The sequence below is a fragment of the Paenibacillus sp. FSL L8-0435 genome, from assembly GCF_037965655.1.
Taxonomy (GTDB): domain Bacteria; phylum Bacillota; class Bacilli; order Paenibacillales; family Paenibacillaceae; genus Paenibacillus.
This window is the reverse complement of the sequence record NZ_CP150185.1, coordinates 1,416,782-1,437,159: the sequence shown is the minus strand read 5'-3', so window position 1 is coordinate 1,437,159 and position 20,378 is coordinate 1,416,782. Positions and strand designations below refer to the sequence as shown.

General features: G+C 45.8%; 21 protein-coding genes. 1 reads left to right on the top strand and 20 read right to left on the bottom strand.

Going from position 1 to position 20,378, the window contains the following annotated elements:
- Positions 1-2: 2 nt before the first annotated feature.
- The 19 genes from NST33_RS06405 to NST33_RS06315 form a co-directional block, all read right to left on the bottom strand.
- Entirely contained in the window at positions 3-2,162 is a 2,160-nt protein-coding gene (locus NST33_RS06405; protein WP_221819123.1) for a hypothetical protein, read from the bottom strand.
- A gap of 21 nt (positions 2,163-2,183) precedes the next feature.
- Positions 2,184-3,104, bottom strand: coding sequence for an LCP family protein (locus NST33_RS06400; protein ID WP_221819122.1), 921 nt, complete (start codon positions 3,102-3,104; stop codon positions 2,184-2,186).
- Between the two features lie 13 nt (positions 3,105-3,117).
- Complete coding sequence (locus NST33_RS06395; protein WP_047841972.1) at positions 3,118-4,449, bottom strand: UDP-glucose/GDP-mannose dehydrogenase family protein; 1,332 nt, start codon at positions 4,447-4,449, stop codon at positions 3,118-3,120.
- Between the two features lie 32 nt (positions 4,450-4,481).
- Complete coding sequence (locus tag NST33_RS06390) at positions 4,482-5,864, bottom strand: sugar phosphate nucleotidyltransferase (protein ID WP_221819121.1); 1,383 nt, start codon at positions 5,862-5,864, stop codon at positions 4,482-4,484.
- Positions 5,861-6,889: a polysaccharide pyruvyl transferase family protein gene (locus NST33_RS06385; RefSeq protein WP_036668919.1), complete on the bottom strand. Its 1,029-nt coding sequence runs from the start codon at positions 6,887-6,889 to the stop codon at positions 5,861-5,863. Before NST33_RS06385 ends, NST33_RS06390 begins: the two co-directional genes overlap by 4 nt.
- The gene (locus NST33_RS06380; RefSeq protein ID WP_221819120.1) at positions 6,876-8,252 is read right to left on the bottom strand and encodes an oligosaccharide flippase family protein; all 1,377 of its coding nucleotides are present in this window, start codon (positions 8,250-8,252) and stop codon (positions 6,876-6,878) included. Before NST33_RS06380 ends, NST33_RS06385 begins: the two co-directional genes overlap by 14 nt.
- An 8-nt stretch (positions 8,253-8,260) precedes the next feature.
- Positions 8,261-9,196, bottom strand: coding sequence for a glycosyltransferase (locus NST33_RS06375; RefSeq protein ID WP_339307248.1), 936 nt, complete (start codon positions 9,194-9,196; stop codon positions 8,261-8,263).
- 13 nt (positions 9,197-9,209) lie between these two features.
- A complete protein-coding gene (locus NST33_RS06370) occupies positions 9,210-10,232 on the bottom strand; it encodes a glycosyltransferase (RefSeq protein WP_221819119.1) in 1,023 nt (340 codons plus the stop codon).
- Positions 10,233-10,243: 11 nt separating this feature from the next.
- Positions 10,244-11,188: a glycosyltransferase family 2 protein gene (locus tag NST33_RS06365; RefSeq protein WP_221819118.1), complete on the bottom strand. Its 945-nt coding sequence runs from the start codon at positions 11,186-11,188 to the stop codon at positions 10,244-10,246.
- A gap of 21 nt (positions 11,189-11,209) precedes the next feature.
- Complete coding sequence (locus NST33_RS06360; RefSeq protein ID WP_221819117.1) at positions 11,210-12,277, bottom strand: glycosyltransferase family 4 protein; 1,068 nt, start codon at positions 12,275-12,277, stop codon at positions 11,210-11,212.
- 38 nt (positions 12,278-12,315) lie between these two features.
- A complete protein-coding gene (gene pssE, locus NST33_RS06355; RefSeq protein ID WP_221819116.1) occupies positions 12,316-12,795 on the bottom strand; it encodes a PssE/Cps14G family polysaccharide biosynthesis glycosyltransferase in 480 nt (159 codons plus the stop codon).
- Positions 12,792-13,250, bottom strand: coding sequence for a PssD/Cps14F family polysaccharide biosynthesis glycosyltransferase (pssD, locus tag NST33_RS06350; RefSeq protein WP_036668906.1), 459 nt, complete (start codon positions 13,248-13,250; stop codon positions 12,792-12,794). Before pssD ends, pssE begins: the two co-directional genes overlap by 4 nt.
- Positions 13,247-14,623, bottom strand: a complete 1,377-nt coding sequence (locus NST33_RS06345; protein ID WP_339307245.1) for an O-antigen ligase family protein — start codon at positions 14,621-14,623, stop codon at positions 13,247-13,249. Before NST33_RS06345 ends, pssD begins: the two co-directional genes overlap by 4 nt.
- A gap of 34 nt (positions 14,624-14,657) precedes the next feature.
- Positions 14,658-15,317: a sugar transferase gene (locus NST33_RS06340; RefSeq protein WP_047844154.1), complete on the bottom strand. Its 660-nt coding sequence runs from the start codon at positions 15,315-15,317 to the stop codon at positions 14,658-14,660.
- Positions 15,318-15,352: 35 nt separating this feature from the next.
- Positions 15,353-16,255: a UTP--glucose-1-phosphate uridylyltransferase GalU gene (galU, locus tag NST33_RS06335; RefSeq protein ID WP_036611572.1), complete on the bottom strand. Its 903-nt coding sequence runs from the start codon at positions 16,253-16,255 to the stop codon at positions 15,353-15,355.
- Between the two features lie 187 nt (positions 16,256-16,442).
- Positions 16,443-17,120 (bottom strand): CpsD/CapB family tyrosine-protein kinase, encoded by a 678-nt coding sequence (locus NST33_RS06330; RefSeq protein WP_339307243.1) that lies wholly within the window; start codon positions 17,118-17,120, stop codon positions 16,443-16,445.
- Positions 17,101-17,850, bottom strand: a complete 750-nt coding sequence (locus NST33_RS06325) for a Wzz/FepE/Etk N-terminal domain-containing protein (protein ID WP_017690124.1) — start codon at positions 17,848-17,850, stop codon at positions 17,101-17,103. The genes NST33_RS06330 and NST33_RS06325 overlap by 20 nt, the downstream gene beginning before the upstream one ends.
- Before the next feature lie 38 nt (positions 17,851-17,888).
- Positions 17,889-18,647, bottom strand: coding sequence for a CpsB/CapC family capsule biosynthesis tyrosine phosphatase (locus tag NST33_RS06320; RefSeq protein ID WP_339307241.1), 759 nt, complete (start codon positions 18,645-18,647; stop codon positions 17,889-17,891).
- 155 nt (positions 18,648-18,802) lie between these two features.
- On the bottom strand, positions 18,803-19,207 hold the full coding sequence (locus NST33_RS06315; RefSeq protein ID WP_127551237.1) for a hypothetical protein: 405 nt from the start codon (positions 19,205-19,207) through the stop codon (positions 18,803-18,805).
- A 377-nt stretch (positions 19,208-19,584) separates the two neighbouring features.
- On the opposite strand from NST33_RS06315, the gene NST33_RS06310 reads away from it, so the two are divergent.
- The gene (locus NST33_RS06310; RefSeq protein ID WP_017690127.1) at positions 19,585-19,953 is read left to right on the top strand and encodes a helix-turn-helix transcriptional regulator; all 369 of its coding nucleotides are present in this window, start codon (positions 19,585-19,587) and stop codon (positions 19,951-19,953) included.
- A 96-nt stretch (positions 19,954-20,049) separates the two neighbouring features.
- Here the strand turns inward: NST33_RS06310 and NST33_RS06305 are convergent, their stop codons facing one another.
- Positions 20,050-20,205, bottom strand: a complete 156-nt coding sequence (locus NST33_RS06305; RefSeq protein ID WP_017690128.1) for a hypothetical protein — start codon at positions 20,203-20,205, stop codon at positions 20,050-20,052.
- Positions 20,206-20,378 lie beyond the last annotated feature (173 nt).

Sequence of the window (20,378 nt, the reverse complement as noted above, 5' to 3'; positions counted from 1 at the left end):
CGTTATTCTATTGATCCAACATACATGCCTCTGCCATTTGTACCTACATATAGCTGACCATAGATTTGACGGTCTGCCACCATAATTTGCGGTTCATTGCCCAGCCCGATTCCATTACCTAAAGGACCTATATTGTTCCAGGTTGCCCCCATATCATCTGAACGGAAGAATCCATTCACGTTATTTACGGTACCATATACATAGACAGCTGGAACTAATTTACCCGGCTTCGCTTTTCCAAAGGCAAATAGTTTGGAATTCTGCACACCCGGGATCTTGGAAAAGGTATTTCCAGAGTTCGTTGATGCATATAATCCATCGGTTCCCAGACTCACCCATACATTATTCGCCACGCCAGGTGCAGCCTCGACTTTAATGAAGCTTGTATTGATATCCGTATTAATAGGAAGGCGAACCGCATTGGCCTTGGACCAGTTGGCTCCTGCATCCGTAGACCGATACAGATAACCGGCAGCATACATATAAAATTTATATCCATTGATGCGATCCGCAGCCAGTGGATGATTATAGGCAAAGACCATATTCCCCCCGATGGCCTGAAATGGGGCACCATTCATATTTTGCCATGTTGCGCCACGATTCGTGCTTCTGACCGGATTACCGGTCTGGGGGTAATAAACAATTACATTCGGATTGATGGCCGAGTAGGCGACCCTCCCCAGCTTGGAGCCAGCCGGAACATTCATTGGAGTTACGGTAACCCCGTTATTGGAAGAGACAAATAAGCGTGTGGTGGTACCATACCAGTCACTGCTTCCCAGAAATATCATGTAATTCGGGTTTGCCTCATGATAGTCAATACTCACAATTTCTCGCATACCTGAGAGTGGGATTTTATTAATAGGAACATCGGTTACATTTTCATGTCTAAATCCGACCTGATCCGTTAAACCACTAAAGAATGAAACACCCTGAGGTGGTGTGGAGGCCGTGAGTGCGACGACTTCTTCATGTCCATCGGTGATAGCTTCCCAAGTACTCGCTGTACTGCCAGTCAATCCATTGGTACCATTGATATTTTCCGTCTTGTACACGCCAAACCAGTCTGTAGCGTATACGGTGCCCGGATTATGCGGATCAAATTTGATACTGGATGTTGCTGAGAAAAACATGTTGGGTGTCCACCATGACGGTTTGGATACCAACGTTTTGCTCACTGTTGTCCAACTCAGCCCGCCATTAACGGAACGATACAGCGGAAGATTATCTCCGCCTGTTCGAACGGCTGCCAGGATGTGATTATCATTATTCGGATCAATCGTGATTCCATAATAAGATGAGTAACTAGAGCTGGGTGTTATATTCGTCCACTGCACACCATTGAACTTGTATACGCCTTGATTATCCGTGGTCACATACAACGTTCCGTTCTTCGCTACAGTCATACGTGCAGGATATTCGGGGCTTCTCCCGGTAAGTTGCCAGGTGGTCTGCCCATTGCTTCTTGGTGCTTTGCTATACACACCAATGCCGCGAACCCCCGCATACACAACTTGACCTTGCTTCGTCACGGGATTCAATCCATATGCTACACTCCGAATCCCCTCACCGGACAGCCCGCTAGGTACATCCCATACCTTGCTCCACGTGGATGCACCATCACTGGAAGTATACAATCCATCATATCGTGTACCCACGTGCAGGTAATTGGAGTTCGTGGGATTAACCGCGATGCTCTCTCCCATGGCTCGATGGATATTTCCATTCGATTCATTCCGAAGATTAAGTCCGGTTCGAATCCAGGTTTCTCCCCGGTCTGTGGATTTCAGAATATCACTTGGCCCCACGTTCCCGTACTTCCCAGCAGCGATATACACAACGTTGGGATTTTGCTGATCCAGCGCAATTCCATCCACGCCGTACAGATTACTGTCCTCATCTCCAAAATGATCCAGTAGTGGAATCCAATCTCCTGAAGTTACATCCAGTCGGTAAGCTCCTCCAACATCAGTTCGAGCGTAAACCAGATCAGGCTCAGTCGGATGAATGACCACCCCCGTAACGTACCCCCCACCACCAATAGGTATATTATTCCACTGATAGTTTTGAGCTGATTGAACATAATTTGTACTTGCCGGTATCATGAGCATATACATGAGTAGCACAATCAGGGACAATTTCATTAGTCTGGAGATACGCATCTGGTTCACCGCCCTATCCGATCATTTTGAATGTTCTTCAATCATCTGATGTATCCTGTCTCGTTCCGACTGTTCCACGATATAGTAGTACACTCCGTCTATTTTCTTGCCCGTGCCTTTAATCTCAACGGATTCAATATGATCCAGTACCGAACGATAATTGGAGAACATCTGCTTCATCTCATCAAAGGTAACGTCGGTTCTGACGTGAGCACTGACTTCGTCCAGCAATGTCTCCAGTTGCAACACGTTCGATACCTGGACCGTATTCTTCAGCACTTGTTTGATGATCTCCCGCTGACGGTCATTCCGTCCGAGATCCCCCTTCGGATCATCATAACGCATCCGCGAAAATCCCAAAGCCGCTTCACCATCCAGATGAATCTTCCCTTGCTCGAACCGGTAACCCTCATAGTCAAATGCAAACGGGTTATTCACATTCACTCCACCCACCATGTCGATGACTTGTGCAAAGCCCTCCATATTCACTTTCATGTAGTAATGTATGGGAACGTCAAGCAATTGTTCCACCGTTTGCACAGACATGTTAACGCCCCCAAAAGCGTATGCATGGTTGATCTTATCCTCCGTGCCGTGTCCAACAATATTTGTTCTGGTATCTCGGGGGATGTTAAACATAAGAGCGGATTGCTTCGCAGGATTAACACTTAATACAATCATGGTGTCGGAGCGCCCCCGATCATTGGAACGTTCATCCACACCCAGGATCAAAGCATTAAAAGGTTCTTCATTCTCCATGTCCACAGGGAAATCTCCCCCACCGCGCTGGTCGACAATAGATACCTGCTTGATGGGTTCCCGGGGTTCATACATTTGATCCGCCGCTGATTTGACATGCGAATACAGGTACACAGAATATCCAATCATAACAACTGCAACAAGGGAAATGGCACCTAATGTTATTTTGATCCCGCGTCTCATGTTATGGCCTCCGTTAGATGACTGCCGTTTTTCTACCATCGATATTGGTTAGACCTGGACGACCAACGGAGTAGTATTGAAAGGACGTATCTTTAATCTGATCTTCTCCGTAGATGTTTCTTCCATCAATCAGGATGGGTTGGTTCATATGCGCTGCCAAATCAGTCAGATTAACCTCCATGAACTCTTTCCATTCCGTCAGAACACAGAGTGCATCAGCACCTTCCGCCGCTTTCATGGCACGCTCTTCCCACGTAATGGATGGGGAATCCACCTCTTTGCGGAAGTTCTCGGTAGCGATGGGGTCATATGCCCGAATCACTGCTCCCTGCTCAAGCAAACGTTGAATGATCTCAATCGCCGGAGCATCCCGAACGTCATCGGTATCCGGTTTGAAAGCAAGCCCCCAGATGGCAATCTCCTTCCCTTCGAGTGAGCCCAGTGCGTCTTCCAGTTTACGAATGACGTTGAAGCGTTGATCTTTGTTCACTTCCACCACGGACTTCAGCAGTTTGAAGTCATAATCCACATTACCTGCAATTTGAATCAGAGCCTGTGTATCCTTAGGGAAACAGGAACCTCCGTAACCAATGCCTGCCTTGAGAAAGGAGGCACCGATTCGTCTGTCATAGCCCATGCCTTCGGCAACACGGCTGACATCTGCTCCTACTTTTTCACAGATGTTAGAGATTTCGTTGATAAATGAGATCTTGGTTGCCAGGAAAGCGTTGGATGCATATTTAATCATTTCGGCCGAACGAATATCTGTAACAATAATCTGATCGGTTAATGGCTGATGCAGCTCTTTCAGTGTGGCAACCGCCCGTTCGCTATGTGTCCCAATGACTATCCGGTCAGGATAGAGTGTATCCTGGACAGCGGTACCTTCTCGCAGGAACTCCGGTACCGATGCCATGTCGAATGGGTGATTCGTCAAACTGCTGATCCATTCCTGAATACGATCATTGGTTCCGACAGGAACAGTGCTTTTAGTCATTATTATTTTATAATTATCCATATAAGAACCTATTTCTCGCGCGACAAGCTCAATAAAGCTCAGATTTGCTTCGCCATTAGGCAGGGATGGCGTACCCACCGCGATGATAATAATATCCGAACGACTGATAGCATCCTGAATGTTGGTGGTGAAGGACAGCCTTCCTGCTTTCATATTGGCATTCATGATATCCTTCAGACCCGGTTCATAGATCGGAACATGACCGTCCATTAACATATTCACTTTTTCCACATTGTTGTCGACACAGATCACGTTATTTCCCAGTTCCGAAAAACATACGCCTGATACCAAACCCACATACCCTGTGCCAATCACCGTAATATTCATTCCATAATCTCCCCCATGTTCTAATGTGTTGGTTACGCGTGCTTCACATATGTCTGAACAATGTCCTGCCATTCGGTAGACACTCTAACGATATCTTCCTCAATCAGCTGACTGCCGATCTGTACCTCAATGATCTCCAGTTCCGTAACGGCTCTGACGGAATGAAGCATACTCCGGTCAATGATCACCGTATCTCCTTGCCCGATCATTCGGCTCTGCCCATTCAGAATCAATTCCCCAGTTCCCGATACAACCGTCCATACCTCATTGCGAAGCAAATGGTATTGATAACTCAGGTTTTTCCCGGCACTGATGCAGATTCGTTTGGTGAGAACCTCACCGCCAGCTTCGTTTCTTGTGTAATCCAGAACCCGGTAGCAACCCCACCTGCGCTCCTCATACATGGGGCGTTGATCCTCGTTCTTTAAGATTTCCTTGATCCGTGGGCTGGCTTCTTTGTCACTGACCAGAATGCCATCCGGACTCACGGCGACCACCACATCCGACAATCCCAATATGGCAACCGGAATGTTCAATTCATTGACCAGGTGGGTATTCAAAGAATCTCCCGTAATCCACCCTTTTCCTACAACCGAGCTTCCCATCTCTTCCGTGAGTGTGTTCCACGTGCCTAGATCTTTCCAGAAGCCGTTATACGGAATAGCGATAATCTGATTTGCCTTCTCGACAACCTGGTAATCAAAACTGATCTTGTTCAATCTTCCGTATTGCTTCAGCATTTCGTCATACTGGATTGGCAGTTCCATCTCAATGAGCAGATTAATCAAATAACCCAGCTTAAAAGCAAAAACCCCGCAATTCCATAATGCGGCCTGCTCAATCATGAGGACCGCATCGGATTCGCAGGGTTTCTCCTGGAACTTCGCTACATTCACGTATTCATTGTTATTGTCACTGGAAGATAGGGATTGCGGAATGATGTATCCGTACTTCTCTGACGGGTACGTCGGCACAACTCCCATCAAGGCCAGATCAGCACCAGACTTATCAAGCATCTCCGGTAAGGTTGCCAGCACCTCGAAGAATTCTTTTTCAACAAAGGGATCTACAGGCAACACTGCAATCGTCTCATTCAGACTCACACTCTCTACGGAATACAGATAGGAGGCAGCGAGTGCAATCGCAGGAAACGTATCTCTGCGCTCAGGCTCCACAACCAGTCTCACATCATCTCCCAGCTGAGAAGTCAGAATCTCCACCTGTGGCAAACTGGTCGCGATCAGCGCTTCTGATGCAAGTCCCGCATGATTCAGCTGTCGCCATACCCGCTGTACCATGGATTCCGGACTTCCCTCTGGCCCATGAAGAACTTTAAGAAATTGCTTGGATCTGGAATCGTTGGATAACGGCCACAGACGCTTGCCAGAACCACCAGATAACAGAATACTTCTCATAGGGCTGCACCATCCGACAGCACAACCGTACTTGCTCCCTTGCCAGTCTCGGTTGGCTTGTTATATGTGCTGGTCTGATTGGACTCCAGTCTGCCTGCCGGATTACTCTTGGTCCAAGCTGCATAATAATTCGAGTTCTTGCCGTATGAATTATCCAGCAGGATGTTCGGTTGATCCAGGAGACAGGCCAGAATATGTCCATGCAGACGGGATGTCGTAATGGTCTGGTATTGATTGAATTCCTTAATGGCCGTATGTACCATCCGATCAGAGTATTTGTACCACAACCAGCGGGCGAAAGAGCTGCCTTTCCCTGACTTTAACCGGGACGTAATCATGCGAATGATCTTCCGGTCTACCCGGTTGTACAATGTCTCCCAGTCTTTAAACGTGGCCTTGGGTCCACTGACGGATTCGTAATGCACCTGATTCTGAGTTTTCTCAATGTCTTTCCGGAAGAAATACAACATCTCTGCGGTAGGCTTGCTCTTGGACTTAAGAGGCCACAACTGATGCGCCATATCCGGAGAAAGGTACACATTCGTTTGTTGAAATTCTTTACTGGCTATCTCATAAGATAAGGTATCCCGGACAAAAAAGTGCACATCCTTATGACGATTGAATACTTGGGCTGTCTTTTTCAATTCAATATCACTCTTGTAAAACATCGTCTGTGGCAGAATGACAATCCGGTGATTCGGATGCTGGGCGATCATGCGCTCTCTCAATTTCTGATGGGCAGGGTACAGATCACCAAAGTTACCTCCCCCGTGCAACACAATCGTGATACCTTCCGGTACCTTGAGGGACAAAGGGCAATCCAGAATGCTGTATCTGGCACGTACATGAATATCATTGTCCCGGAAGAAAGCCTCAGTACCTTTCATAATCAACAAGTCGCCACCATTGCTATGCACCGGGTAATCCAAATAATAGATTTCGGTACGCGGTGGAATGACCTTCAAAATCTGACGTAAATGTCCCTTCAACTCTTCCATTGGATGAATATTGTTAGTGCCCAGCATCTCCATCTCCTCCTTGGGTGACTCTTCTTCTTTTTTTGTTTAACCGTTCATAGAGAAACGGTATATCTTCCTTGTCATAGAACATGGCGGCAAACTTCACCTTAAATACAATCTTCATCGCAGCCACAGTAACCACCATTCGTACAATGGACCCGATCAATAAGGCAATTGCAATTCCGTTGAGCCCCCACAGCGGAGTGAATACAAAGAACAAAGCCACCGTCACCGAGAGTGCAATAAGTTGTCTGATCATCACAAGTCCTGGCCGACCCAGTGCATTAAATGCAGATGCTAGAATCCAGGAGCCACCACCAATGATGCATTCCACAGCCAAAATATAAAACGCAACGCTCGCTTCCAAAAATTCGGAGCCAAACAGAAGACCCATCAGGTAGTTCCCCACAAACATGGTGGGTATTACAATGATCATCATGACCATGAGCGAGATGCGGAAGGCTCTGCCAACCGTTCGAATAATCTGCTCTTGGGGTAATCCGGTCACTTTTGGGAAAACAACATTGCTGATCGCCGTTTGAACGGCATTGTAGATTCGGGATAACGCAAATACGACGGAATACAGTCCAAAATCACGCGGGGTGAGCAAAGCCAAAATAATGATTTTATCAAACTGGGTATACAATGTTCCTAGTAATTCAACACCATACACCCTGCTGCCATAACCAAAAAGTTTCTTGGCCGAACTCTGGTCCACCCGATCCTTGAACCATCTCAGTCTCAATTCATCACGGTTCGCATAGATAGCCCACGCCACCACGGAGAAGCTGGTTACAAAATAGATCGCAGCCGCGAGCTGAATGCTCAGCATCCCCAGGCCCCATAACACAAAAAGCCCGCCTACATTAAACAGGGGGATCATTAACCGGATACCATTATATACAGCGAATTTCTCCCGACTCTGCGAGAGCGCTGATATGAGATTGATGACAATAAGTACAGGAACGGTAGCAATCGTATACCATCTGGATATCTGCACGACCTCCGGCGGAAAGCTGGAGAGCCAGAAAGGTAATCCAAACCAGGCCACAATACCAATAATGATGCACACCGGAACTTGAAAAAGAAAACTTAACCGAACATACTGCGCACTCTTCTCGGTTGCGCTCTGTTTGATGTTATAAATGATGGATGTCGGTAGTCCGAAACCGACCAATCCGGTTAGTAGCGCCGGCCAGAACAAGATGGCCGAGAATGCGCCCTTTCCCTCTACACCGAACATGCGTGACGTCAAAATGGAAGACAGCATCGTCAGTGTCATGACCAGCAGATTGGTCCCACTTGTCTGAAATATGGCACTCATTAAGCCGTTTCCTCTGAATACTTTGCGAAGTGCAACTTGCGCCATAGCGATCCTCATCCCTTACTGTTTTGACGAAGCGACCCAACAATCATGCCGTTTCGGTAACATACTTTGGCAAGCTGACGTGTGAACCGATCTGCATTATAAATGTAGATCAGTGAGGTTGTGATCCCCTGTGCGAGCTTGATCCCATGTTTGGCCGTACGTACAACACCACGATCCTGATCCCGAATGGCATCACTCACACCCTGCCAATAGATTCTGCGCAGAAACCAGTTCTTCGTCGTTCGCTCTTTGGCTACTTTATGTTGTACCGCGCCATACGGCGTGTAATATACCTTGAACTTTGTCCGTATTCTTGCAATCAACTCACTCTCTTCACTGGAGAGAAGATTGTTGCCCACTCTTCCAAGGTCTTCACGGAAGGGGGCCAGTTGATCAAAGACGGATAAACGAAAGGCCACATTGGCACCAAATGGAATATAAGGACTTTTCATCTCAGTGACTTCATCTGCAAAATCCAGAATGGTGAACAGCGACCTGTTCTCCGGTGGAATCCACATTGGCTCAGGTACTTCCCAGATCGGATCAATCTTGCCACCGACACAACCGATATTTTCATTCATTTCAAAGACGCTAACGATCTGGCGAATCCAATCCCTGCAAGCAAAAGCATCATCGTCAAGGAACAGGATATACTCGCCGCGCGCCTCGTGAATGGCCCGGTTACGGGCTACAGACAAGCCTTGCTTTTCTTCCAACACATACCGGATTGAATGGTTCTCATGCTGCAAGATGGTTTGGAGCACGATTTCCCGTGTGTTGTCTTTCGAATTGTTATCAATAAGTATGATCTCATAGTCGCTGCTTGCGTAATACTGTTGTATCGCACTTCGTATAGCCTCTACCGCATCCTGTGCACGGTTATACGTACAGATCGCGACGGTTACCTTCATCATTTCATCCCCATATTTTTCAATTAGGTCCACTCTCTCATCTGTACTAACTGGAGTACAGGGTAAGTGTCCTTTGGGCAATCACTGGCCAATCCAGCCGCTCCAACGCTTTGACAAAACCACTGCCTTCCTGAAACTCCGATTGTTTTAACCGGATCATATTCATTGCCTTGAGTAATCCATCCGGATCGGAAGGTTCATAGAGTACCGCACAATCTTCGGGCAGGTATTCCTCCAACAAGCCAATCCGTGGTGCCACCACCGGTTTACAGAAGGTCAATGCCAGAATTGCACTGCCTGAAGTTGCAATTTGCTTGTATGGAAGAATGATCGAATCGACTGCATCAAAATAGTCCGAATATTCATCATCTTCGATGAAATGAAAATGGGTATGAATATGTCCGCTCTTGAGAAATTCATCTCCAAGGTCATAATCCTTTACCTTTTTGCCGGCAATCAACAGATGGGCTTGTTCGGAATCCAGATCCTTGAATGCCTCCAGCAAATCATCCACGCCTTTGTAAGGCGACACCTGACCGAAGAAAGCATACACATAACTATCCTCCGGGATGCCAAACCGGGAGCGGATATTCACGCCTTTCCCCTGATACACTCCCTTGTAATGTCCATGCGGAATAACCTCGATCCGGCTGGAATCAATCCCAAACGTCGAACAGATCTCCGAGATCAAGGGTTTACCCATGACAATCAGCTTGGAGCAATTTTGGACCAGTATTTTTCTCATCCAATAATCAAACCGTGTCTTACCGCTGTTGTGAGGCCAGATGTTATGCACTGTCCAGAACAATTTGGCCCCGCGCAACCGTGCAAAACAAATCATCAATACATACAGAATGGACTTGATCACTGTTGTCAGTACGGATGAACCTCTGTAATAAAAGCTGGGCCAATGAAAATGCAGCACATCATTTTTTTTCAGTTTGAGTAGATCTCTTTTGGTAAACTGTTTCACTTCCCATCCCTTGTTCTCAATGGAATCGGATAACAGCTCATTGAATTTATTGTTCTCAATCATCTTGGGCAGCATATACACCGTCGGATTTTCCATCCAGACACCTCTTACTTTAGTTTCATTCGCACAGGTTCCTCTGTATACGTTCCAACTGCGCGCCTTGCATGAAATCTCATTAGAAATCCTTGCATCATAATTTTGGTATTACGCTTGAGCAGCACCCAGTCTTTCCACCAAGGGTACAGCGACAGTGCTTTTTTCAAATAAACGTTATTGCGAAGTGTATTTCTCGACCATTCGAGCATTCGATAATGGTGTAACTGACGGCGCTTCTGTTCCTTGGACATGTCATTGTAGTATTTCAAAATGATCTTGCGTTGGCCCTTGTACTTGGCCGTTGTAGAGGTTGAAATTCGCGGACCACTATGGATGTTAATATCCACCAGCGGTTCTTTCACATTCACGGCGATGTAGCCTCGTTTCAATATGCGCAGATAAAAGTCATAATCCTGAGCGGATGTCAGATTTTCATCGAATCGAACTTCACGGGCCAATGAGGTAAGTACCATGATTTTGGACGTTTCCCCAATCCAGTTGAATGTAAGCAGATCCTCATACCGAATAACATCGCGAGGTTCCACCGACAATTTCCGTTTGACCACCTGATGCTGCTCATTCGTGTATGCGAGATACTTGCTGCAAAAGGTGAATGATTCCTGGGTTCGTTCCAGCACTTCCGCCTGGGTTTTTATTTTGTCAGGCATCCATTCATCATCATCATCCAGGAAGGCAATGTATTTGCCATTGGCTTGAGATATCCCTACATTCCGTGCATGGTTGGCTCCTTTGGGATATGGAACCCGGATGTACCGAATCCGTGAATCTTCCCGGGCCCAAGCCTGACAGATCTCTGGCGTCTGATCTTCTGAACCATCATCCACAATGAAAATCTCCAGATACGGATGTGTTTGCTCTCGTACACTTCTCAACGCATTTTTCAATAACTCGGCCCGGTTATGGGTCGTAATGATGCAAGATACCAAGGGGTTCATTTCATCACCTTTTCCTGTTCACTAGGATACCTTCACTTGAAGGGCATCATATATTCCTGACAATCTGCCTACGAGAAGATTCATATCGAATTTATCCGATATAATCTCTCTGTTATGTGAACCCATTCTTGCTCTAACCTCTTCATCCGTGATGAGATATTCCAGCGCTGATATCAGCCCGTGCACATCTCCCGGCTCGATTAACAGCCCATTATGACCGGATGTAATCACTTCGGGGATGCCTCCGACGGTGGTCGATATAATGGGCAAGCCACAATTCATTGCTTCAAGTATGGCCATAGGTAATCCCTCATGATAAGAAGGCAGGACCAGTAGATCCGCTTCCCGCATCAGCTTTTCCTTTTGCTCTCCGTTAATCCAGCCGAGTACATTGACACGATCCTCTATTCCATACTGCTGCACGATTGCTTTGACTTCTTCGACTTCGCCATCCCCTGCCAGATTAAAGGTAGCTGTAACGCCCAGCGCCTTCAATTGCTGAATGGACTGTAGCAGATCGTAGACTCCTTTTCGCTCACCGAGTCTGCCCATGAAAAGAGCATTAACGGCTGTTTGTTGTTCTCTCACAAACGGTTCTTTGACAAAGACCCCGTTATAAAGAACTTCAATCGCTGTCTCCGGCACAATCGTAGCAAAGTATTCTTTCCACGTCTGGGACAAGACAATCAACTTATCTGCCTGATTCAGAATGTAGTGACAATACTTACGCTGCAGAGCAAATTGGTTGTAGAAATCATCAAAGCTGGCCGCATGAATATGCAGAATGACTGACTTTCGAAACAACTTTCGTGCGGTTAGCAGAAATAGAGACTTCCGATAAAAGCTCCCGTTGTTTGCCATATGAATATGCACGATATCCGGCTTAAACGTATACAGCTTCATCCAGAATTGAATGAATCCCCGTATAAAAATAAGCAGCCGTGAGAACACGCTGCCCGTGATATACGTTTCGACCCGCTGCATGGCATACATTTCCGAGATGGAGGAATCCTCAATATTTTTGATGACACTCACAATTCCACCCATATCCTTCAAGGATGATCCAACAACCAATACTTTTGGTTTCATGATAGACTCCTTTTTTTCATGGTTAATCTTCATACCTCTTACAGACTGTTCACGTAATTTTTAATGGATGAGATCAGATCAGACTGTTTTCTCACATAAGGCTGGAACGTCAGCTCCTCTATGCACGGAACCAGTTTTTGCAATTCATCCTGACTCTCCGCGACGGCCACATAGCCGTTATCCTGAAAAACCTTGGAGATTTCAAGCTGATGGTCATCCACATGCTCGCCCCATTCTTTCCGGCGTGGAATGACAATAACCGGCTTGCCACGTTCAAGACAATTTGTGATGGAACCCACACCCGCATGAGAAATAATGCATCTGCTGCGCTCCACATATTCATTCATCTCTTCCTGGGTAAGGAAAGGAATCACAGTGAAATTTCGGGGCTGAACCTCGGTATATCCGGATTGGGCAATAACCTCTTCTTCAATAATTCCTGCCTCAATCGCCTCATCAATAAGCTCAAACATCCGATTGAAGGGAAAACGCTGGGTTCCAACGATAGCAAATATCAAAATAAAGCCCCCCTGTATTTTGCATTGGGATAGCTATCCTGCAACGTTTCCCATTGGATGAAGAACTCATCCGAGATTTTGTACATCAATCTCCCGGTTGCGCTGGAGGAATAGATTTTGGCATAACTTTCGATATAAATCAGCTTGGCACCGAAGATTTTACCGATGAGGCAAAAAGGATAGGTAGCTCCTGCCCCTGTTGTAATGATCACCTTTGGACGCTCACGCAGATATAGAAAGAACGACTTGATAATATTAGCCACAAAGATTAGCAAGAACATCGCATTCTTCCGCTCTTGTTGCATTAAGAAGTATACTTTGCCCTGAGACGATTCTACTTTTCTGCTTTTATTTTTCTCGGTAATCAGGAAATAATCATGTTCTTCAACCGCAGGAATAATTTTGGTTAATTCATCAAAATGACCGCCTGTAGAACTGATCAAACAGACCTTCATGTTCTAATCTCCTTTGAAAAGGATACGTCCTTGGCTCGCTGTATCTGTATATCCACTTCTGCTTTAGCCCCTGACTTGGAATGAATTCCATTTCCCGTAGCATATAACGCGTTCAGGAAGATACAGAATGGAGCAATCAGATGAACCGTGGACAGGGTATTGTCAAAAAAGGAATAGGTCAGAAAACCGATAATCATACCGGCAAAATACAACCGGATCATGCCGCCCAATCGGAAGTACACAGCCCGAAACACCAGCAGCAGCGAAAGAAACAACAGGATGGCTCCAACTAAACCGCCATCGTAATAAAAACGAATGTATTCATTATGCGGAACAACGAATCCAGAAAAAATACTTCCATCATTCGCTACAAGTGTTGAGCCGAGCCCACGTCCAAATATCGGATACTCATTTGCTTTGCCAATAAAATAATTCCAGGCTACATCCCTTCCCGACAACCCTTTACTCTCTGACCTCATCTCATAATTGTCCCACTGCGCAATGACCATATAGGCCACTGCAACAACAAACAGAATGAGAGGAATAATCGCGCTGACTCTGCCTTTGATGAAGGCTTTCAGTTGATCAAAAAGGTAGACCAGAATAATCGGAATAAGCGCAATAAGCGGCCCCCTTGTTCCCGTCTGGACCAGAATGACCAGATGTGTCAAGGTAAGCATGTAATACAGAACAACCTGATGGCCTTGCTTGATCTGAATCAGACAGACGCAGATGGAGATAAAACACAACATGGCCAGATGCGCGGCGATGTTGGCACCCTGTAACCGGGTTACTCCCGACATCTCCAGGTTAGTAATGGACAATATGCCGGCGAGTTGCAGAATATAACCACCAGCAAGACTGAACAGCGGCAACCATGCGAGTACACGTATAATTCGTTGACTGATCTCTCTTGAGAAGTGGGGCATCAGCAACAAAAAAGGAACAATGACTCCCAGAAAAGCCTTGAATGGATCGAGCGGACTAACTTTACTTGGCAGATCCGATAGAAAATAACTCTCCACAAATAAAAAACCAATCGCCAGTGCAGGATAGATCAGATCTTTGCGAATACCAAAGCGTAAAAAAAGAGAGACGACAAAACCTAGAATCGCCAGCTTGTAGAAGGACAGCGAATCCAGTCCTGCCAGATGAATGCTAAATATTTTATCAATGGACAATGAAAAACTGACGATGAGAATCATAAAAATCCAGCTGGGCTGTTTAATATAAACGCCCAGCAGAATCACAGCTATAAGAGCAACAACCGAGACTAGTGGAAGATAGATTGCTGCGAAGACAATTACCAGCGAAAAAAGAATGATATTAAACGACTTCATATTTAATGCAGCAAGTATACCGGTCTTTTGCATATCTGCTATGCCACCTTAAAGCCAGAATCGTGTTTCAAAACGCATCCTTCGAACCTACCAGCACCTTGAACGTTCTGAAGATAATTTTGATATCCACCATCATGCTGCGCTCACGGGCATACGTCAGATCCAGCTCCACCATTTCCTCAAAACCAACACTATTTCGACCGCTGACTTGCCATAATCCCGTACATCCCGGAATCATCTGAAGACGTTGTCTGTCATAGGAAGTGTAGTTCTTCACTTCTCTGGGCAGAGCCGGTCTGGGTCCAACGAGACTCATCTCTCCTCTGAACACGTTCCACAACTGTGGCAACTCATCCAGACTGGTTTTCCGAATGAACTTGCCAATCCGGGTAATGCGGGGATCATTTTTCATTTTGAACATATTCCCGTTCACTTCATTCTGATCAATCAGCTGTTCGAGCAGATCTTCTGCATTCGCAACCATGGACCTGAATTTGTACATGTGGAACTCTTTTCCATTCTGTCCGACCCGTACCTGACGAAAAAAAACAGACCCCTGCGGGGCCTCGATTTTGATCAGTAATCCGATGACCGCAAACAAGGGGCACAAAATGATCAAACCTATGAAAGAACCCAGCAAATCGAGCATTCTTTTCATAAATAGATACACTTTATCCGCATTTTGTCCTGACATCGTTGATGCATTGTACCCCAGACTTGGGTCCATAACGATCTCCGCTTCCTTCGTTTGGGGAGATGGACTCATTCAAACTCCCCCCCGGCTACATGTTCTACCGACTCTTTTTCCAGAATCTGTTGCAGAGCTTGCAGCATTGGAATTCTAAGTTCCTGTTTTTGCAGAGCGAAGTCGATGGTTGTCAAAATGAATCCCAGTTTCTCGCCCACGTCATAACGTACTCCCTCGAAATCGTAAGCATACACTCCTTGTGTCTCATTTAAGCGCTGAATCGCATCTGTTAATTGAATCTCTCCCCCTTGACCAATCTCTTGTTGCTCCAGATGTTCGAAAATCTCTGGACTCAGTACGTATCTCCCCATAATCGCCAGGTTGGAAGGCGCTGTGCCTTGGGCAGGTTTCTCTACGAACCTGAGAACCTCTGTCAAACGGCCATCCGATTGAAGCGGGTCTACAATGCCGTATCTGTCTGTTTGTTCAGCAAGTACGGTTTGTACGCCAACAATGGAATGTTGAACCTGATCATATTGATCAATCAATTGTTTGGTGCATGGAACTTCCGATACGACGATGTCATCTCCGAGCAACACGGCAAAAGGTTCGTCACCGATAAAGTTACGTGCACACCAGACAGCATGACCAAGTCCTTTGGCCTCTTTTTGTCTTATGTAGTGGATATCCACGTTAGAGGATTTGCGAACCTCTTCAAGCAGGCCCAGCTTCCCTTTTTCCAGCAAGTTATGTTCCAATTCAAAAGCGTTGTCGAAATGATCTTCAATTGCCCGCTTCCCTTTACCGGTTACGATGATGATGTCTTCGATTCCAGAGGCAATGGCTTCCTCAACGATATACTGTATAGTTGGTTTGTCCACAATAGGGAGCATTTCTTTGGGCATCGCTTTTGTGGCTGGCAAAAATCGTGTACCTAGTCCAGCTGCAGGAATGATTGCTTTTCTCACTTTTTTCATAAATACCACCCTATCCTCTTTTTTTTTAGTTTGATAAAAGTTGAATCAGGGCATCTAACCCGTCCTCACGTCATACCTTCGACGATTAACGTCTAAGGTTCATTGAACCCACAGCATGACCGAGTGCCTACAGTGATAAAGGTGCAGTAGACATTACCTGTTTGCTTGGGAGCATTGGATGGAAGGTTTACTTCTCTCCGTAGCCCACCGGTACTGCAGCGTTTTTGATATTGTTCAGAATTGCGCCCAGGATCCGTGCATTCACATGTTCCAGAGCAGCCTTGGTCTTCTTCACCAGTTCCTTCTTGACCTTGCCCGAGTTCACGACCAGCAGCACACCATCACACAGCGAACTCACAATGAGTGCATCCGTTACCGCGAGCACCGGCGGTGTATCAAACATGATGACATCATATTGATCCTCTAACTTCTCAATCAGCCTTTTCATCCGGTTGGAACCGATCATCTCGGAAGGGTTCGGCGGAATTGGGCCAGAAGTGAATAATTGGAGATTGTCGATGTAGCTCTCTCTAAGCACTTCTTCCACACTGTACTGATTAGACAGCACACTACTAAGACCGATATGATTCGGTACGGAAAACACCTGGTGCAAGGAAGGATTACGCAGATCCGCATCGATCAGCAGAACTTTTTTGCCTTCCTGGGCATAGGTTACCGCCAGGTTGCTAATGGTTGTGGTCTTGCCTTCGCCGGATTCAGCGGAAGCCACCATGATTTTTTTGATATGACTGTCGATTGAGGAGAACTGGATGTTCGTCCGTAATTTACGGTATCCCTCCGAGATTTGAGATTTGGAGTTAAAATAGGTCACCAGACTGTTATTTTCATTGGTTAGCCGCGACATATTTGCCATCCCCCACTTTCTGTTGAGATACGTAATTTTTCGTGTTTTTCAGATCATCTTTTTTCATTTTGGATATCACTGTAAGCACAGGCAGGCCCAGCTCTTTTTCAAGTTCAGTTTCGGATTTGAATGTGTCATCCAGATAATCCAGCAGGAATACGAGTGCAATCGCGAGCACAAGACCTGCGAACAGACTGACAATGATGCTTAATGTGGTTTTCATATTGATTGGAGATGCGTTACTATCCACTTTTGCTTCACTGAGGATAGCCACATTATCGATTTTCATGATCAGGGGGATTTGAGATTGGAACACGTTGGAGATGGCATTGACCGTTTTTGCGGCTTTTTCGTAGGTAGTCCCTTGTACAGTTATGCTCATCACTTGGGATTCGCTGGCTGTAGAGACGGAGGTGCTATTCATGAGCTGAGCAGAGGTTAAGCCCAGGTCTGGATACGTGGTAGCGACTTTATCCATAATGGCGGAAGATTTAATAATTTCTCTGTAAGAGTTAATGAGTTTGATATTGGTTTGAATCATGCTGAAGTCCATCATCGCTTGGCCTTGAACGTTAGAGGTCTGGTTCACGATCAATTTGGAACTTGCCTCATAGATGGGCTGGGTGAAGAAAATGCTTTTGACCCCTGCACCCACACCGGCTATCAAAGCAATTGCAACAATCAACCACAGTTTCTTTTGTAAGAGTCGAAAATATCCTTTCAGTTCCACTTTCATTCCTCCTATACGTTGTGATCTATCTTATGTAACTACCAGATGGACAGTAGCCATTTGCGAGGTTTCCAGCGTTCTGTAACCAGACACGAATTCGATAGAATGTGCGACGTATTCTCTGCCAGCCTCTTAACGGCTTCAGCTCCAAATCGACGCTCGATGACCCGCTCTCCTTCACTTATGGCAAATGTCCTTGTGCACGTATCATGTGCATCTGATGAAATGAAATGAAACCCGTTTTCTTTGCAAAAATGAAAACACCACTGCCGAACTTTCCGTCCGAAAAGCCCAGTGAAAGATTGAGCTGTGAGCTGACATAGTCCGCCTTGACTCAAGTAATCAGCCAACAACTTTGGCTTCTTCAAAATGACACGATTGCGTTCCGGATGAGCAATAATAGGGGTAATTCCCGCTATTCGTAATTCATGCAGTATCCTGGGGAACTGTGAGGGAATATGACCAAAGGGAAGTTCCAACAACATGTAACGACTTCCGGCGAGTGTGCAGCACTTTCCTGCATATAAGTCTCCAATCAGGTTGTCATGCACCCTGATCTCCTGTCCGGGACGGATCTCCAGGCGAATGTTGCGATTGCGAAGTTCTGCGTGAAGCAGGTTCACGGCCTGATTGACCACCATCGGTTCATTGTTGTATTGCCCGTTCAGGTGATGCGGAGTAGCAATAATGGAGGTAATTCCTGAGGCTGCCGCCTTCTCAGCCATTGCAATGGACTGCTCCATTCGAACAGGACCATCATCTAGGCCAGATAATATGTGGCAGTGCATTTCAACCATATCCAAACTTCCTGAAATAGTATGAGCCCCCTCGCCCCTTTATTCATTGCGCAAATGCTTTTGGTGTTAAAGAACTAATGCATAACGCTATGAAATATAGTAAAATGGCGTTAAGTACATGTTTTGTTCAGAAAATGTTAAGAATCGACTTGGAATTATATGGTGAAATCAATGTAATGATAGGGTTCCTGCAGAGCCTTTTGTTCTGTTGCCTTTTCATACTGAAAACGGGAAACCGCGGGAAACTGAACTTCAGTAAGCATTGTGTTTAACTGTCCAGTTATATATAGTTTCTGTTCGTGCTGAATATGCAAGTTCGAATGATACATTGTGAGCTCACCGAAGGGCTGTTTCCATTGCAACCTTGCGTGAAGTCGTACACATACATGTTGATCTTCAACATCCAAACCAATGAGCATTTCTGATGATACCGGCAAGTTCAGGTCGCTCAGGAAGGTGATTGCTTGAGTGTCCATTCCAAGTAACAGAACAGGGCGTCTTTTGCGGTCTACCATTTTCCCATGAAACTCCTGAATGTACATATGGACATTTAATTTCATATCAGCCCATTCCTGAATTATTGAATACATGGTTTCATTCCTTTAGAATGGATTAGCCAACTGGACTGCCTCCACTTCCTTCTCACAGGTATATGGTCCAGGCAACAAGGAGATACTTAAAATATTCCAAATGATACATTTTGTAACTCCATACGTCCAATTTACGATACAATACGTATCATGTCAAGCGGTATTTGGACATGGTTCTTTTGATTTACGACAATTTGAGATGTCCTTAGACAGACCTATTTACAAATGGGAATGGGTTAAAGGAAACACATGCGGAGTTACTCTTTTGCAGGAAAGCTGCCCTGATCAAACACTTGGCTCAGGATTGTTTCAATATATATTTGATGTCGTTCAGGGGGAAATAGCTTATGAGCTACGGAAATCGCATTGCTGAATTACGGGAACAGCGGGGACTTACTCAAGAAGAACTTGCGAGCTCCATTCATATTACCAGAGCTGCTCTCTCCCACTACGAGAAGAACCGTCGCAAACCGGATTTCGAAGTGTTAACGAGACTTGCTGACATCTTTGAGGTGTCTATTGATTATCTTATAGGACGTACAAAGCAAAGCGATGTCGTGATGGATGAGGACGTACGCGAATTCGTTGATACCTTGGAGTTATCGGATAAGGAAGTGTTGGAACGCTTCGATCTGATGATTGATGGGAAGTCCTTAACAGAAGAAGAGGCACGTCGTTTTATTGCGTTTGTCCGAATGGAACGCAGCATGGACTAAACCCGAAAGAGGACCCAGTTCCCGAGAGATAACCTCTCTGGCTTCTGGGCTTTTTTTGTGTTTTAATTCCCTTCCATTCCCTGCTTGTCTATTGTGTCAAGGACGCTTGTTGTTGACGGAGGATACGAAATGGTTCCAACGCTCCGGGTCGATTCCGCATTGCAGTAAAACCTTCATGATGTCCATCTGGGTTGCTTCGACTTGTTTACCTGTCGGCCTACGATCGTCCCTGTTTGGATGCTTCATATTCATTCCGCTAACCTCTCTTATCTTTATACTTTCCCTGCCCTCCAAAACTAGCCTTATTATACTTGAGAATGTTCCTCGATGTTGTCGTCTCATGGCGATAACGTTTTTTGATGGGGTTCTAATTTTGTCGAAAGCAAAATAGGAGCAATATGGTGCCGGAATGGCAACCATATTGC